This window comes from Actinoplanes ianthinogenes (assembly GCF_018324205.1).
In the GTDB taxonomy this organism is placed as follows: domain Bacteria; phylum Actinomycetota; class Actinomycetes; order Mycobacteriales; family Micromonosporaceae; genus Actinoplanes; species Actinoplanes ianthinogenes.
Genome location: NZ_AP023356.1, coordinates 3,692,008 through 3,706,674 on the forward strand (window position 1 = coordinate 3,692,008; position 14,667 = coordinate 3,706,674).

Annotated in this window: 15 protein-coding genes; 6 read left to right on the plus strand and 9 right to left on the minus strand. The window is 72.3% G+C overall.

Annotated elements, in window-relative coordinates; all coding sequences use genetic code 11:
- Nucleotides 1-36 precede the first annotated feature (36 nt).
- Nucleotides 37-366 (plus strand): winged helix-turn-helix transcriptional regulator, encoded by a 330-nt coding sequence (locus tag Aiant_RS16480; protein WP_189328662.1) that lies wholly within the window; start codon nucleotides 37-39, stop codon nucleotides 364-366.
- A gap of 2 nt (nucleotides 367-368) precedes the next feature.
- Here the strand turns inward: Aiant_RS16480 and Aiant_RS16485 are convergent, their stop codons facing one another.
- Nucleotides 369-827, minus strand: a complete 459-nt coding sequence (locus Aiant_RS16485; protein WP_189328661.1) for a hypothetical protein — start codon at nucleotides 825-827, stop codon at nucleotides 369-371.
- A 230-nt stretch (nucleotides 828-1,057) separates the two neighbouring features.
- On the opposite strand from Aiant_RS16485, the gene Aiant_RS16490 reads away from it, so the two are divergent.
- Nucleotides 1,058-1,426, plus strand: a complete 369-nt coding sequence (locus Aiant_RS16490) for a nuclear transport factor 2 family protein (RefSeq protein WP_189328660.1) — start codon at nucleotides 1,058-1,060, stop codon at nucleotides 1,424-1,426.
- Here Aiant_RS16490 and Aiant_RS16495 read toward each other — a convergent pair.
- A complete protein-coding gene (locus Aiant_RS16495) occupies nucleotides 1,383-3,014 on the minus strand; it encodes a CocE/NonD family hydrolase (RefSeq protein ID WP_189328659.1) in 1,632 nt (543 codons plus the stop codon). The two genes, Aiant_RS16490 and Aiant_RS16495, sit on opposite strands and share 44 nt — an antisense overlap.
- 102 nt (nucleotides 3,015-3,116) lie before the next feature.
- Between Aiant_RS16495 and Aiant_RS16500 the strand changes: the two genes are divergently transcribed.
- A complete protein-coding gene (locus tag Aiant_RS16500) occupies nucleotides 3,117-4,571 on the plus strand; it encodes a serine/threonine-protein kinase (RefSeq protein ID WP_189328658.1) in 1,455 nt (484 codons plus the stop codon).
- On the opposite strand, the gene Aiant_RS16505 is transcribed toward Aiant_RS16500, so the two are convergent.
- Nucleotides 4,525-5,505 (minus strand): ArsR/SmtB family transcription factor, encoded by a 981-nt coding sequence (locus Aiant_RS16505; RefSeq protein WP_189328657.1) that lies wholly within the window; start codon nucleotides 5,503-5,505, stop codon nucleotides 4,525-4,527. The genes Aiant_RS16500 and Aiant_RS16505 overlap by 47 nt on opposite strands.
- Before the next feature lie 59 nt (nucleotides 5,506-5,564).
- Between Aiant_RS16505 and Aiant_RS16510 the strand changes: the two genes are divergently transcribed.
- The gene (locus tag Aiant_RS16510; protein WP_189328656.1) at nucleotides 5,565-6,314 is read left to right on the plus strand and encodes an isocitrate lyase/PEP mutase family protein; all 750 of its coding nucleotides are present in this window, start codon (nucleotides 5,565-5,567) and stop codon (nucleotides 6,312-6,314) included.
- On the opposite strand, the gene Aiant_RS16515 is transcribed toward Aiant_RS16510, so the two are convergent.
- Nucleotides 6,304-7,335, minus strand: a complete 1,032-nt coding sequence (locus tag Aiant_RS16515) for a glycoside hydrolase family 18 protein (protein WP_189328655.1) — start codon at nucleotides 7,333-7,335, stop codon at nucleotides 6,304-6,306. The genes Aiant_RS16510 and Aiant_RS16515 overlap by 11 nt on opposite strands.
- Nucleotides 7,336-7,439: 104 nt before the next feature.
- Here Aiant_RS16515 and valS point away from each other — a divergent pair, with 104 nt between their 5' ends.
- Both valS and lepB read left to right on the plus strand, forming a co-directional pair.
- The gene (gene valS, locus Aiant_RS16520) at nucleotides 7,440-9,956 is read left to right on the plus strand and encodes a valine--tRNA ligase (RefSeq protein WP_189328959.1); all 2,517 of its coding nucleotides are present in this window, start codon (nucleotides 7,440-7,442) and stop codon (nucleotides 9,954-9,956) included.
- Between the two features lie 42 nt (nucleotides 9,957-9,998).
- A complete protein-coding gene (gene lepB / locus Aiant_RS16525; protein ID WP_229829826.1) occupies nucleotides 9,999-10,616 on the plus strand; it encodes a signal peptidase I in 618 nt (205 codons plus the stop codon).
- 9 nt (nucleotides 10,617-10,625) lie between these two features.
- Here the strand turns inward: lepB and Aiant_RS16530 are convergent, their stop codons facing one another.
- The 5 genes from Aiant_RS16530 to Aiant_RS16550 form a co-directional block, all read right to left on the minus strand.
- Entirely contained in the window at nucleotides 10,626-11,612 is a 987-nt protein-coding gene (locus Aiant_RS16530) for a calcium-binding protein (protein ID WP_189328653.1), read from the minus strand.
- Nucleotides 11,613-11,701: 89 nt separating this feature from the next.
- Complete coding sequence (locus Aiant_RS16535) at nucleotides 11,702-12,079, minus strand: hypothetical protein (RefSeq protein ID WP_189328652.1); 378 nt, start codon at nucleotides 12,077-12,079, stop codon at nucleotides 11,702-11,704.
- A 122-nt stretch (nucleotides 12,080-12,201) separates the two neighbouring features.
- The gene (locus Aiant_RS16540) at nucleotides 12,202-13,668 is read right to left on the minus strand and encodes a glutathionylspermidine synthase family protein (RefSeq protein ID WP_189328651.1); all 1,467 of its coding nucleotides are present in this window, start codon (nucleotides 13,666-13,668) and stop codon (nucleotides 12,202-12,204) included.
- Nucleotides 13,665-14,219, minus strand: coding sequence for a hypothetical protein (locus tag Aiant_RS16545; RefSeq protein ID WP_189328650.1), 555 nt, complete (start codon nucleotides 14,217-14,219; stop codon nucleotides 13,665-13,667). The genes Aiant_RS16540 and Aiant_RS16545 overlap by 4 nt, the downstream gene beginning before the upstream one ends.
- 8 nt (nucleotides 14,220-14,227) lie before the next feature.
- On the minus strand, nucleotides 14,228-14,647 hold the full coding sequence (locus tag Aiant_RS16550; RefSeq protein WP_229829825.1) for a hypothetical protein: 420 nt from the start codon (nucleotides 14,645-14,647) through the stop codon (nucleotides 14,228-14,230).
- Nucleotides 14,648-14,667: the final 20 nt, after the last annotated feature.

Consider the following 14,667-nt stretch of genomic DNA (forward strand, 5'->3'; position numbering starts at 1 on the left):
CAGAAGGCACTTTCGGGTACCCATGGGGGCTGGGCTGTGGATCTTTTCGTACCGGACGTGCTGGAGGAGGGCTGCGTCACGCGGCAGGCCCTGGAGCGGCTCGCGGTCAAGTGGCGGGTGCTGCTGATCTACGCGCTGGCGGACGGGCCGCAGCGGCCGGCCCGGTTGCGCCGGCGGATCCCCGGGATCACCCCGAAGATGCTGACCGAGACGCTGCGCGGGATGGAGGCGGACGGCCTGGTCATCCGCCGGGTGTACAAGGTGGAGCCACCGCAGCATGTGGAGTACGCGCTGACCGAGCTGGGCGAGACGCTGCGCGAGCCACTCGCCGCGATCTGCGACTGGGCACGGAAGCACACCCCATGAGCTCAGTCGTTCAGCTGGGTGTGCTGGATCTCGGTGAGCGCGGCGGTCAGCCAGGCGCGCGGGTCCCGGCCGGCCAGCAGGTCGGTGAGCAGCAGCGCGGCGTTGCGGGCCAGCGCGTCCGGCTTGGGCGGCGGCGCGCCGTCCTCGTCGAGCACGCCGAGCGCGCCGGCCAGCAGCCAGAGCACCACCTGCGGGTGCGCGGCCGGGTGCGCGCGGACGCAGGAGGCCAGCGCCTCCCGGACATCGTCGGCGGTCAGCCCGTCCGGGTGCCCGTCCTCCAGGAGCAGCCGCACCGTGGTGCCGAGAATCAGCCCGGTGTGTGCGGGGTCGAGCCCGGCCAGGTCATCGACGGCCTCGTCCAGCGCCGCCTCGTCGTCCGCCCGGACGGCGGCGACCGCGGCGGTCACGGCCGCCGCCACGGGACGGGCCGGCGCCGGCAGATGCCGCCAGTTCTCACTCATCCCGCGACCCTATCGGGGCGGACAGCGAAGCCGGCACGCCGAGACCACCCGGCGGTTCGGTTCTCGGCACGTCGTTGCCACCCGCGGACGTCGCCCTTTCGGGTCGGGCGTTCTGGACGCGCCAGCGGCCAGCCCGGCCCGGAAGGGTCCCTGGCGGGAGCGACGATCAGTGATCAGCGCGGCCCGAGTCATCGATCTCTTGATTTTGATCTCGAATGGTGGGGTGACGAATGACCAACTTGGACGCGGTGAGCGGCTGGGTCGCCGGTTACCGGAAAGCGTGGGAGACGAACGACCCGGACGACATCCGGGGGTTGTTCGCCGATGACGCGGCCTACTTCACCGAGCCGTACGCCGCACCGTGGATCGGCCGGGAGGCGATCGTCGCCGGCTGGCTGGAGCACCGGGACGAGCCGGACACGACCACCTTCACCTGGCAGCCGCTGATCGTCACGGAGGAGCTCGCGGTGATCGAGGGGCACACCACGTACCCGGACCGGGAGTACCGCAACCTGTGGGTGCTGCGGCTGGATCACACCGGGCAGGCCCGCCAGTTCACCGAATGGTGGATGGAGGTGCCACGGCCACCGGCAGCGTGAGGCGGGACGCCGCGACGTCGACGGTGTGCCGGGAGGCGGCCAGGCCGGCCCCGCCGGTGCCCGGGTTGCGGGCGAACCGGGGGAACGCGCCGCCGGAGATCTGCAACCGCAACCGGTGCCCGGCGAGCAGCCGGTGGAAGCACGGGTCCAGGGTCAGGGTGAGCCGCTGCGCCTCGCCGGCCGGGACCGCCGGGTCGAGCCGCCGGTGCTGGTCGGCGAAGTTGTGCGAACGGCCGTGCGGGTCGACGTCGCAGAGCCGGACGAACACGTCCGCGTACGGGTTGTCCACGCTCAGCGTGAGGTCGAGCACCGGCGAGCCGATCACGTCCACCGCGGTCGGCAGCGGATCGGTGCTGAACACCAGCACGTCCGCGCGGGCCTCCAGCGGCCGGTTGTCCTTCACCCCCATCGAGCCGGTCAGGGTGCGCCCGCCCAGCGACGGCGTCGGGTCGGCCGGGTCGTAGCGGAACTCGGCGACGCCCTCCGCGCCGTCCGGTGCGATGGTGGTCAACCGGCGCCCGGACCGCAGGTGCAGGGTGGCCGGCTCGGACGGCGGCGGCCACTCGGGCAGCTCGTGCCAGGCTTTCTCGCCGGTCCGGTGCACTCGGACGGGTGACTTGCGGGCCGCGGCGCCACCGGCCAGATGTTGATCGAGCCAGGCCAGGCTCTCCCGGGCGACCAGACCGGCCGCATGCAGCCCGACCTGGAGATGCGTCCAGGGACCGACGGTCAGCGCGACGTCGACGCCCCGGTCGCGCAGGGTCGTGTACTGCTGGAGGGTCTGGTCCAGGAACAGGTCCTGCCAGCCGCCGATCAGCAGCACCGGGACGTCGACGGCGGTCAGCGCGGAACCGGCGCGGTACGGCTCCCACCACGGGTCGTCGCCGTCCGGGTGACCGGCCCACTCGGCGAACCACGGCGCCTTGCCGCCGAGCACCGGCCGGGCGGTCCCGGTCAGTGGCAGCCGGTCCAGCTCGGGCCGCAGGCGGCGCGGGGCGGTGGCCATGCTCAGCACCCGGCGCAGGCCGCCGTCCTCCTGGTGGACGATCTGGTCGCTCCAGCCGAGGAAGTCACCGAGGGTGAAGGCCCCGGTCCCGTAGGTCGCCTCGCGGAAGTCGTGCGGCGCCACGTAGACGACCGCGGCGCGCAGCTCGGGCGGCGGCTCGCTCATCAGCGCCCACTGGGTCCAGCCCAGGTAGGAGGCCCCGAGGGTGGCCAACCGGCCGTCGAACCAGGGCTGCTCGCGGAGCCAGGCGACGGTGTCGAGGCCGTCCGCGGCCTCCTGGGCCATCGGCGTGAAGGTGCCCTCCGAGCCGAACGTGCCGCGTACGCTCTGCAACAGCACGTGGTAGCCGCGGGCCGCGAACATCCGGCCGTTGAGGGCCGAGGTGAGCAGATTCCGCCCGTACGGCGTACGGATCAGCACGGTGCCGCCGGGGCGGTCGGTGTGCGGGGCGAAGTGGTCGCCGAGCAACCGGACGCCGTCGCGCATCGGGGTCCGGACGGACTCCACGGAGTAGTGATTCAACGCCGGCGCCTGGCCGAGCAATCGGCTCAGAATCGCGTCGCCCAGCCGCTGCCGTTTCATGCCTGAAGACCATATCGGCGGCCCGCCGAATGTGAAAGATGAATGGCATTCGCCGCGGTCTCGGATGTGCGAATCGGCGAGCATTTCGGCAAACTGCGTCGGGTGGACGAGGGAAGCAAACTCGGCGGGCGCTACCGGCTGCTGAACGAACTGGGGCGCGGCGGGATGGCCGTGGTCTGGCGCGCCGCCGACGAGGTGCTGGACCGCCCGGTGGCGGTGAAGGTGCTGGCCGGGCGGTACGCCGGTGACGAGCGCTTCCGCTCGCGGATCCTGCACGAGGCGCGCGCGGCCGCGATCCTTTCGCACCCCAACATCGCGCAGATCCACGACTTCGGGGAATCGGACGAGGTCCCGTACGTGGTGATGGAATTGATCAACGGGCCGACGCTGCAACAGTTGCTGTCCGAGGCGCCGATCCCGCCCCGGCGGGTATTCCGGATCTGCGGTGAGGTGGCCGCCGCGCTCGCCGCCGCGCATCAGGACGGCCTGGTGCACCGGGACATCAAGCTGGCAAACATCATGGTCACCCCGAAGGGCGCCAAGGTGGTCGACTTCGGGATCGCGGCGGCGGCCGGGCCGGCCGAGCCGGAGGAGGGCCTGCTCGGCACGCCCGCCTACCTGGCCCCGGAACGGCTGACCGGCGGGGCGGTCGAGCCGGCCTCCGACATCTACGCGCTCGGCGTGCTGCTCTACCGGCTGCTCGCGGACGAGTCACCGTGGACGGTGGAGACCACCACGCAGATGCTCAGCGCGCACATGTACGTCGAGCCGATGCCGCTGCCCGAGCTGCCCGGGGTGCCGGACGCGGTCGCCGACCTGGTCGACCGGTGCCTGGCCAAGGAGCCGGCGGACCGGCCGGACGCGGCGGAGGTGTCGGCGGTGCTGGCCGACGCGGTGGAGGCGTCCGTGGTGGTGGTCCGGGAGCCGGCTCCGACTCGTTTCGACGAGGAGACCGAGGCGATCGCCGCGGCCCGGCTCCCGGTTCCGGTCCGGGTTCCGGCCGCGCGCAAGCGCCGCCGGCTCGTCCTGGCCGGCGTGCTGGCCGCGCTGCTGATCTCCGCCGCCGCGTGGGGGCTCACCCGCTCGGGTGAACCTCGATCGACACCGGTCAACGCCGCGCCGCCGGCCACCCGGGACGGGACCGCGCCACCCGGTGCGGCGCCCGCGTCGCCGGGCGGGACGCCCACCCCGACCGGCACCCGGCTCTCGCAACGACCGGCCGCGGCGCTCTCGCCGATCGGATCGGTCCCGGCGGCGGCCCCGTCCGCGACGCCCTCGTCGGCGCCCGCGCCGAGCCTCAGCGGCGGCGGCGCGGCGCCCAGCTCCGCGCCCGGGGGCACCCGGCTGGAGTCCAAGGGCGGCGTGGTCTACGCGATCTGCGAGTCGGGCAACGCGCTGCTGCTGGACTGGCAGCCGGCCGAGGGGTTCGAGGTGGAGCGCGCCGACCCGGGCCCCGGCCTGACCCCGTCGGTGGTCTTCGCCGGTGTCGTCAACCGGTACCGGATGTCGGTCACCTGCTTCGCGGGGAAGCCGTCGGCGGTGGTGCTGCCGCTCTGACCAGCGTCTCCGCGGCGTCGGTGCGGGAGTTCAGCAGCAGTCGCCCGGCCCGGTGGGTGGCGATCAGGCCGGCCGCGCGCAGCACCCGCAGGTGCTGGGAGACGCCGCCCGCGGTGATCCCGGTCCGGGCGGCCAGCTCGGTGGTGGAGAGCGGCCCGGCCAGCGCGGTCAGGATCCGGGCCCGGCCGGCGCCGAGCAGTGCGCCCAGGGCGTCCGGCGCGGGCGGCGGCGCCTCCCACAGGGTGGCCACCCCGGCGGCCGGATAGGCCAGCTGCGGGGTGCCCCAGGCGGACACGGTGAGCACCGACGGCCAGGCGAAGGCCGACGGGATCAGCACCAGGCCGCTGCCGTCCGGGACGTCCGGCGCGGTGCAGTGCCGCTGGTCGACCAGCAGCGCGCCGTCCTGCCAGCGGACCCGGTCGTGCAGGTCGTTGAGGACCGCTGCGGCGCCGTCGGTGGCCAGCCGGGCGGCCCGGCGGCGGATGTCCGCGTCGAGCAGGGCGTGGATCCGGGGCCAGTGCGGAGCGATCGCGGTCGCCCAGTACTCCTCGATCTCCCCGGCGAGCCGGGCCAGCCCACTCTCCGGGTCGGCGTAGAGATCGTCGATCGCGCCGTGCGAGGAGCGCATGAGGTCCAGATGCGCTCGCACTGTTTCCGGACTCGTCCGCTTCAAGGCGGTCAGCTCCGCGTCCAGATCGGCGGTGAGTCCCGAGGGTGGCGGGGTGAGGAAATCGGGGGCATAGCCCCCGGTGGCAGGCACGAGCGCGGCAAGGAGGCGGCCCGGCGCGGACCGCTGTCGCGAGACCCATGGCTGGTGTACGGACGGCACGCCCCGATCCCGCAGCACGCGCAGACTCGCCAGCACCTCCCACAGGCACGACACGGCGAACCTGATCCGGGTGGCGGCGTCCGGCGGCAGTGCGATCGCGACCATGCTTTTAGTGTGGGCTAAAAAGCTCTCGCCGCGGCGGCCCGGGGCGAAGACTTCCCCGCGTGACTGACTTCTCCGCTCTGCATCAGCCCGGCCGCCCGCTCGTCCTGGTCAACGCCTGGGACGCGGCCAGCGCCCGGATCGTCGCCGCGGCCGGGGCCGCCGCGATCGCCACCACCAGCGCCGGGGTGGCCTGGAGCCTGGGCGCCCCGGACGGCGACGCCCTGGGCCGCGAGGCAGCCGTCGCGGCCGCGCGCCGGGTGGTCGCCGCGGTCTCCGTGCCGGTCTCGGTGGACGTCGAGGCCGGCTACGGCGACCCGGCCGCCACCCTGCGCGCGGTGGCCGCCGCCGGCGTCGCCGGGGTGAACCTGGAGGACGGCGCCCGCACCATCGCCGAGCAGCAGGCCCGGCTGTCCGCCGCCAAGGAGGCCGCCCCGGGCGTCTTCCTCAACGCCCGGATCGACACCCTGCTGTTCGGGCTCGGCGACGTGACCGAGGCGATCACCCGGGCGAAGGCGTACCTGGACGCCGGCGCGGACGGGATCTTCGTGCCCGGCACCACCGACCCGGCGGTGGTGGCCGAGCTGGTGGCGTCGATCCCGGGACCGGTCAACGTGCTGACCGGGCCGGGCGCGCCGTCGATCGGCGAGCTGGCCGCGCTCGGGGTGGCCCGGATCAGCCTGGGCTCGTCGGTGGCGCAGGCGGCGTACGGGCTGGTCGAGCGGGCGGCCCGGGAGGTGTTCGAGGCCGGCACGTACACCGGACTGGCCGGCGCCGCGGACTACGGGCGGTTGAACGCGCTCAGCGAGTGAAGGCCTGGAACTCGGCGGTGAACTGGTACTTCGACTGGGTGATCCCGCTGCACGTGGTGGACACCGTGCCGTTGTCGCAGTCGCCGTTGTCCCGGTTCACCGATCGGAACCGGAGCAGGCCCAGGCCCTTGTGCCGGGCCCAGTCCAGCAGATATCGGGCGTCGCCCGGCTTGGTGGTGCCGCCGGTGGCGTTCACCCCGATCATCGGGGTGGCGCCGAGCATCCGATAGATCTCGGTGACCGGCTTGTCCGGCCAGATCGCGGCCAGGTTCGCCGCGACCGCCGCGGCGGCCCGGGTCATCGCCCGGCCCCAGCCGCCGCCGGCCGCGTTGAAGTTCATCGTCAGCGCGTTGACCGTGACCTCGACGCCGGCCGCCTGGACCGCCCGGAGCAGCGCGATCCCGGGGCCGGTGAGGCCGTCGGCGACCCCGGCCACGGGCAGGGTCAGGGTGATCGCGGTGCCGCGCTCCTTCTGGACGGTGGCCAGCGCCTCGGCGACCGTGTCGATGGTGACCTCCTGCTCGACGTCGACGTCCAGGCGGTTGGCGCCGGTCACGTCGAGCGCCGCGGTGTACGCCGCGACCAGCTGATCCACCCGGCAGACGCTCTCCAGGTAGGCGCCGGACTCACCGCCGGTGGCCACCACGGTCTGCCCGCCGAGCGCGTCGATCAGGGCGACCCGCGTGGCCACCGCCTGGTCGGCGAGCGGGGTCCGGCCGCCCCAGGTCGCGGTGCAGTCCTCGGCGTCACGGGCCTGCACGTACCCGAGGGTGAAGTCCTTCTGCCCGGTCGCCTTCCCCACCTCGGTGACGTCGACCGCACTGTCCGTGGGGTCCAGGTAGGGCGCGAGCGCCAGGGGCTCCGGGACGGTGGTGGCGCCCAGGGCGTTGCCGGTCAGCTCCGGGGCGGGCTGCGCGGCCGGGCTCGGGGCCGGCTGCGCGGTGCGCTTCGCGTCCCCGGAACAACCGCCGAGAAGCACGAGCAGGGCGGTGGAGGCGCAGGCGAGACGGTGGAGGCGCACCTTCGCACTATCCCATCGGCAAAAGCCGCGAGTGTGCGGAATTGCGGACGTCATGGCCCCGGTGGCGCTCGACTATTGTCCGTGACGTGACCGAGACGACCTCCGTGCCAGAAAAGATCACTCTCGACGGGCTCGAACGGAAATGGCGGCAGGTATGGGCCGAGCGGGGCACCTACGCCTTCGACCGGTCGGCGCCGCGGTCACGCGTATTCTCGATCGACACGCCGCCGCCGACGGTGAGCGGATCGCTGCACGTCGGGCACGTGTTCTCCTACACCCACGCGGACGCGATCGCGCGGTATCAGCGGATGACCGGCCGCGAGGTGTTCTACCCGATGGGGTGGGACGACAACGGGCTGCCGACCGAGCGCCGGGTGCAGAACTACTACGGCGTGCAGTGTGACCCGTCGCTGCCCTACGACCCCGATTTCACCCCGCCGTCGTCCCCGCCGAGCCGGGCGGTGCACATCTCCCGGCGCAACTTCGTCGAGCTCTGCCAGACCCTGACCGCGGTCGACGAGCAGGCGTTCGAGGACCTGTGGCGGCAGCTCGGGCTCTCGGTGGACTGGTCGTTGCAGTACACGACGATCGGGGAGGACAGCCGGGCCATCTCGCAGCGGGCGTTCCTGCGGAACCTGGAGCGGGGGGAGGCGTATCTCGCGGATGCCCCGACGCTCTGGGACGTGTCGTTCCGGACCGCGGTCGCCCAGGCCGAGCTGGAGGACCGGGAGCGGCAGGGCGCCTACTACCGGCTCGCCTTCGGCCTGTCCGGCGGCGGGTCGGTGCACATCGAGACCACCCGGCCCGAGCTGCTGCCGGCCTGCGTGGCGCTGGTCGCCCACCCGGACGACGAGCGGTACCGGCACCTGATCGGCACGACGGCGACCACCCCGGTGTTCGGGGTCGAGGTGCCGATCAAGGCGCATCCGCTGGCCCAGCCGGACAAGGGCTCCGGGATCGCGATGATCTGCACCTTCGGTGACCTGACGGATGTGATCTGGTGGCGGGAGCTGGATCTGCCCACCCGGCCGGTGATGGGCCGGGACGGGCGCCTGCTGCCGGCGCCACCGGCGGGCGCCGACCCCGAGGCCTACGCTCACCTGTCCGGGAAAACGGCCTTCTCCGCCAAGGAGGCGGTGGTCGAGCTGCTCCGCTCGGCCGGAGCCCTGGACGGCGAGCCCCGGCCGACCACGCAGCAGGTGAAGTTCTACGAGAAGGGCGACAAGCCCCTGGAGATCGTCACCACCCGGCAGTGGTACATCCGCAACGGCGGCCGGGACGCCGCGCTGCGCTCCGCCCTGCTCGACCGTGGCCGCGAGATGACCTGGTCACCCGGCTTCATGCGGAGCCGCTACGAGAACTGGGTGGAGGGCCTGGCCGGCGACTGGATCATCAGCCGGCAGCGGTTCTTCGGCGTCCCGATCCCGGTCTGGTACCCGCTCGACGCGGCCGGCGAGCCGGACTACACGTCGCCGCTCACGCCGGACACGCTGCCGGTCGACCCGAGCAGCGACACCCCGCCCGGGTACCGGGCGGAGCAGCGCGACCAGCCGGGCGGTTTCACCGCCGACCCGGACGTGATGGACACCTGGGCCACCTCGTCGCTGACCCCGGAGATCGCCGGGCGCTGGGGCCTGGACGACGACCTGTTCGCCCGGGTCTTCCCGATGGACCTGCGCCCGCAGGCCCACGAGATCATCCGGACCTGGCTGTTCTCCACGGTGCTCCGCGCCCACCAGGAGTTCGGGAGCCTGCCGTGGCGTACCGCGCTGCTCTCCGGCTGGATCCTCGACCCGGACCGCAAGAAGATGTCCAAGTCCAAGGGCAATGTGGTCACCCCGATGGGACTGCTGGAGGAGTACGGGTCGGACGCGGTCCGCTACTGGGCGGTGAGCGGGCGGCCGGGCACCGACACGGCGTTCGACACCGGGCAGATGAAGGTCGGCCGCCGGCTGGCCATCAAGGTCCTCAACGCGACGAAGTTCGTGCTGCGGTTCGGCGTCTCGCCGGGTCTGTCGGCCGGTGACGTCACCGAGCCGCTGGACCGGTCCATGCTCGCCGGGCTCGCGGCCGTCGTGGCGGACGCCACCAAGCACTTCGAGGGGTACGACTACGCCCGCGCCCTGGAGCGCACCGAGCAGTTCTTCTGGACGTTCTGCGACGACTACCTGGAACTGGTCAAGGAACGGGCCTACGGCGCCGCCGGCGACCCGGCGACCCGGTCCGCACACGCCGCCCTGGCGATCGCGCTGCGGAGCCTGCTGCGGCTGTTCGCGCCGACGCTGCCGTTCGTCACCGAGGAGGCCTGGTCCTGGTGGCAGGAGGGCTCGGTGCACCGCGCGCCGTGGCCGGACGCCGCCGAGTTCGCCCCGGCGCTCGACCCGGGCGCCCCGGCCGGCCTGCTCCCGCTGGCCGGGACCGTGCTCGGCCTGGTGCGCAAGGCCAAGTCGGAGGCCCGGCAGTCGATGCGCACCGAGGTCGCCCGGCTGACGGTACGCGGCACCGACCCCGACGTGGTCTCGTTCGGCCTGGTCAGCCAGGACGTCCGGGCCGCCGGGGTGGTCCGGGAGGTGACCACCGAGGTGGTCGGCGGCCCGCTGACCGCCGACGTGACGCTCTAGGTTGTCCCAGCGCCCGCCCGCCGGCTGTTGTACGCTCCGCCCGTGCCCGACGACAAGATCAATGCTCGCCGTTTTCCTCGGTCGAAGCCGCTCGAGTTCCTGATCCTGCTCGTCGTGGCGGTGGTGGTCGCGGCCGGCGTGCGGACGTTCCTGGTGCAGACCTTCTACATCCCGTCCGGGTCGATGGAGCAGACCCTGCTCCTGAACGACAAGGTGCTGGTGAACAAGGCGGTCTACCGCTTCCGGGACCCGGAGCGCGGGGAGATCATCGTGTTCGAGCCGCCGATCGGGTGGGGCGCCGGCCCCAGCGAGCAGGAGTACATCAAACGGGTGATCGGCGTCGGCGGGGACCGGGTGGTCTGCTGCGACCCGCAGAACCGGATCACCGTGAACGGGCACCCGCTCGACGAGACCTACCTGTTCCCCGGCGACGCCCCCTCCGACGACAAGTTCGACGTGACCGTGCCGGAGGGGCGGCTCTGGGTGATGGGCGACCACCGGTCGGACTCCGCGGACTCCCGCGCCCACCTGGAGTCCGACCTGGGCACCGTGCCGGTCGACCGGGTCGCCGGGCGGGCGTTCGCGATCTACTGGCCGACGTCGCGCTGGCGCAGCCTGTCGGTCCCGCCCACCTTCAGCGGCGTCCCCGACGCCGGCTGACCGCCGGGGTCACTGCGCGCGGCGGATCTCGCAGCTCACCATCGTGCCGACCGGGCCGGTCACGCAGATGTCGCCGCGCCGCGCGGCCGGGCCGCCGTCGAGGCGGTCCCGGGCCCGCGGGTTGTTCTCGATGTACGAGTCGTCCTCCTGCTCGCCGATGAGGTGGTCGTCACCGGCGCCGCCGCGCAGGGTGTCGTCGCCGCCCTGGCCGACGAGGATGTCGGGCCCCGCCCCGCCGGCGAGGTGGTCGTTGCCGGGGCCGCCCCAGAGGTGGTTGCCGGCGGCATTGCCGATCAGCCGGTCGGCGCCCGATCCGCCGACCACGTTCTCCACGTCGGCGCCGACGGTGTCCCCCTCGCCGCGCGCGCCGTCGTCCCCCTTGGCGCCGTCGAGGTCCACGAAGACCGGTGCCCGGCGGTCGCCGTAATAGGCGGTGTCCCGCCCGCTGCCGCCGCGCAGCACGTCACGGCCGGCATCGGCCCAGAGCACGTCGTCTCCCGGACCGCCGCTGAGCCGGTCGTCGCCGCTACCACCGGCCAGCACGTCGGCGCCCCGGCCGCCGGTCAGCGTGTCCTTGCCGCTGCCACCGTCCAGATCGTCCATGCCGGTGCCGCCGATGAGCCGGTCGGCGCCGGCGCCGCCCCAGGCGAGCAGCGCCACCGAGGTCTTGTTGACGATCCGGTCGTTCCTGTCGCCGAGCTTCGCCTGGATGCCGTCCAGCGACCTCGGCGTGCACCGCACCTTGGTCCGGTCCCCGCCGACCGTGGCGCAGCCCCGGCCGGGTGTGATCGCGACCCGGTCGTCGATCGTCACGGTGCGCCCGGATCGGGTGAGCACGACATCGTTGACGGCGCCACGACCGGCTCGGAAGTACACCTCGTCGCTGGTCACCCAGGCGGACCCGGTGGTGGCCGCGGCCTGGGCCGGGGCCGGCAGGAACGCGGCCCCGGCGACGACCGCCACGGCCACCGCGATCGGCTTGATACGGATTCTCATGATCTCCCCCGCTCTCGTTGCTGACATCAGGTGCGATGCCACCCGGAGCGAGGTGGTTCGGGAGCCCGGATAACGGATGGGTAACGGCGTCAGCCGCGCAGCGGGAGCGGGGTCTCGTGGTTCAGGTAAAGGACGATCTCCAGCCGGGCGCCGTCGTCGTACAGCAGGTAGGACGAGGTCATCGGGACCGGTGCGCCGCCGTCCAGCCGGGACGCGGCCCACCCGGTGCGCACGAGGACGTAGTGGTCGTCCAGGCGACTGCTGCTCAGCGACACCAGCTCGGCCCGGCCGATCCCCAGGCCGGCGAACATCTCGGCCCGCCGGGGCAGGGCCCGCAGGAACGCCGCCCGGGTCACCGTCCGCGCGCCCGTGGCGTCCGCGACGAGGAACGGGTCGGCGAAGCAGGCTCCGATCGCGCCGGGAGCCGGTGATGTGAACGTGCGGAAGAACTGGTCGATGCGGTCCACGGAAAAGGCCTCCTGAGAACGACGATGAACGTCGCCCAGATTAGGAGGCCGTCCCACTAATCATACCACTTTGTCTATTTTCATGACAGTACCCAGCAGGCAGCCCGGGATCGGCCGAACGGTCAGTAGTCCGTCTCGATCGCGTGCGGCAGGAAGTTGCAGTGGTTCTTCGTGACCAGGCCGGCCGTGCCGAGGTCCTCACGGATGCCCATCCCGGCCGGCTCCCCGTCGATCAGCCAGGAGCCGATCACCGGGTGCACGGTGCCCTCCAGAGCGTCGAAGGACGGCAGCTCACAGAGCTCCTGCACGACGTACAGACCGTCCGAGCCGTACTCTGAGGGGTTCTCGGTGATCGGCACCCCGTCCCGGAACAGCGTCACCGAACCGCCCTCCCGGCCCCAGACCGGCTTCTTCGCGTACGACGTCAGCTTCTTCGCCCCGGTGGAGTCGGCGAAGTACGACGGCAGCAGGTACTTCCCCCGCTCCGGATCGTCACCGAACAGCTTCCACAGCACCGGGAGCAGCGCCTTGTTGCCGAGCAGCGCGGCCTTGTACGGCGGCTCGATCCACACCGTCCCGCGTTTCGCCGGGTCGGCCATGTTCCGGAAGAACGCCTTGCCGCCCTCCTCGTGCCAGAACCACTCCCACGGGTAGAGCATGAAGATCACGTCGATCGGCTGCGCCTCGTGCTCGCGCCCCGGGCCGGGCACGTACACCACCCGGTCGTCGCTGACGTCCCAGCCGATCTGGCTCATCGCGATCAGCTCGACCGGGAAGCCGGCCTCCTCGGCGGTGGACATCAGGTACGCGACGTTCATCCGGTCCTCGCCCGAGGTGTCCGACGTCTCGTACGCAAAAAAGATCTTGGGTTTCTCCGGGAGCCAGGGCCGGGCCTCGCGCAGCTTGGCGATGTTGCGCCGCCAGGCGCCCGGATCGGCCGGCTCACCGTCGGGGGTGGCCTCCCAGCCGACCAGCCGGTCGTGGATGGAGTTCCACTGCCGCCACGGGTGCTTGCTGATCCCGGTCTGGTCCATCCAGTGCCACTGGATGACCGCGGCCTCGACCAGCGCGGTCGGGGTCTGCGCGTTGAACTCCAGCAGCCGCGGCGTGGTGCCGGCGCCGTTGTACCAGAAGTCGAAACGGCCGTAGACGCTCGGCGAGAAGTCCGGGGTCTGCATCGGCACCCGGCCGTCCGGGTCCTTGTCGCGGTGCGTCCAGGTGTCCGCGTCCCCGTCGAACCAGGTCCGGATGATCTGCTCGTGGGTGTACTCGGGCACGCCGATCCGGGTCAGGAAGCAGATGTCCGGCGTGCAGACCGAGTCGAAGTAGCCACGGCGGCGGCCCTCGGCGGTGCGCCGCGGGCACTGCTCGACGATCCAGTCGCCGGCCTCCAGACACATCGCGTACAGCGTCGCGGTGGCCGTCTCCAGCTCCTCGATCTCGGCCGCGGTGAAGTCGTAGTACGGCCCCTCCTGCCAGTACGAGTACATCGACCCGTCCGGCAGCACCTCGTCGTTGTACGTCAGCCCGAGACTGAAATTGGTCAGCCGCCAACCGTCCCGGACCGGCCCGTACGCAATCCGCTTCATCCCCCCACCGTCCCGCTCACCGTGCCGATCCCACCGCTCCCGGTCGTGGTGCTGCTCCGGCCGATGACGTTGCTCTTCACGGTGCTCCCGTTGCGCACCACACCGCTCGCCGGAAGCCCGTAGTAGGTCCGGGAGTCGATGTCGTCCCGCGCGAACGACTCTCCGCCACTCAGTGTCCGTCCCGGCTTCAGCCCTCGCGGGTAGTTCGGGGAGTGCCAGAACAGGTACTCCGCGCCGTCGCCCTCGCCGGTGTCCTCGCAGAGGTCCGGGTCGACGATCACGCCGTCCTGGTCGGCGCAGTAGAAGACCTCGGCGGGCTCGGTGGTGGCCTTCGGGGGCGCGGTGGTGGCCTTCGGAGGCGCGGTGGTGGCCTTGGTCCTGGTTTTCGCCGGCGCGGTGGTGGGCGGGACGGTGAAGTCCTCGGGCTGGTCGTCGTTCGCGGCGTAGACGTCCGGCTCGTAGGAGGGCTCCTCAGCCGGGGCGTCACAGGCGGTCAGGGCAAGAAAGGAGGCCGTCAGAACGACGGCCCTCGAGGTCCAGCGTCGCGTCATCTCGGTGGTCAGCCGCCCGACGAGCCGTGGCCGGACGACCCGTGCCCGCTGCTGCCGCTGCCGCCCTTGCCGACCACGCTGGTCTTGACCGTGCCGTTGCCCACCCGGCCGCTGCTGGGCAGGCCGTACGTGCTGCGCGACGCCTTGTCGTTGTACGCGAACCGGCTCCCCCCGGACGGCAGCTTGTAGCCCACCGGGTAGCCGGAGCGGTAGCTCGGCGAGTGGTAGATGTAGTAGCCACTGCCACCGTGATAGCTGTCATCGTCGTCGCAGTAGTCCTCGTCGACGACCACGCCGTTCTCGTCGGCGCAGTAGAAGCCCTCGTCGGTGTACTGGTACGAATAGTCGTCGTCGTTGTCGCACGCCGCCGCACCACCCGCAGCGAGCAGCAGGAATGTGCTGGTCAACGTGACGCTGCGGGAACTCATGCGCCGATTCATCACTTCTT

Excerpts from the sequence above, each read along its gene's own strand:
- Aiant_RS16490 (WP_189328660.1), top strand. The coding sequence starts at position 1,058 with ATGACCAACTTGGACGCGGTGAGCGGCTGGGTCGCCGGTTACCGGAAA.
- Aiant_RS16505 (WP_189328657.1), bottom strand. The coding sequence starts at position 5,505 with ATGGTCGCGATCGCACTGCCGCCGGACGCCGCCACCCGGATCAGGTTC.
- Aiant_RS16495 (WP_189328659.1), bottom strand. The coding sequence starts at position 3,014 with ATGAAACGGCAGCGGCTGGGCGACGCGATTCTGAGCCGATTGCTCGGC.
- Aiant_RS16545 (WP_189328650.1), bottom strand. The coding sequence starts at position 14,219 with ATGACGCGACGCTGGACCTCGAGGGCCGTCGTTCTGACGGCCTCCTTT.
- Aiant_RS16485 (WP_189328661.1), bottom strand. The coding sequence starts at position 827 with ATGAGTGAGAACTGGCGGCATCTGCCGGCGCCGGCCCGTCCCGTGGCG.
- Aiant_RS16550 (WP_229829825.1), bottom strand. The coding sequence starts at position 14,647 with ATGAGTTCCCGCAGCGTCACGTTGACCAGCACATTCCTGCTGCTCGCT.
- Aiant_RS16530 (WP_189328653.1), bottom strand. The coding sequence starts at position 11,612 with ATGAGAATCCGTATCAAGCCGATCGCGGTGGCCGTGGCGGTCGTCGCC.
- Aiant_RS16540 (WP_189328651.1), bottom strand. The coding sequence starts at position 13,668 with ATGAAGCGGATTGCGTACGGGCCGGTCCGGGACGGTTGGCGGCTGACC.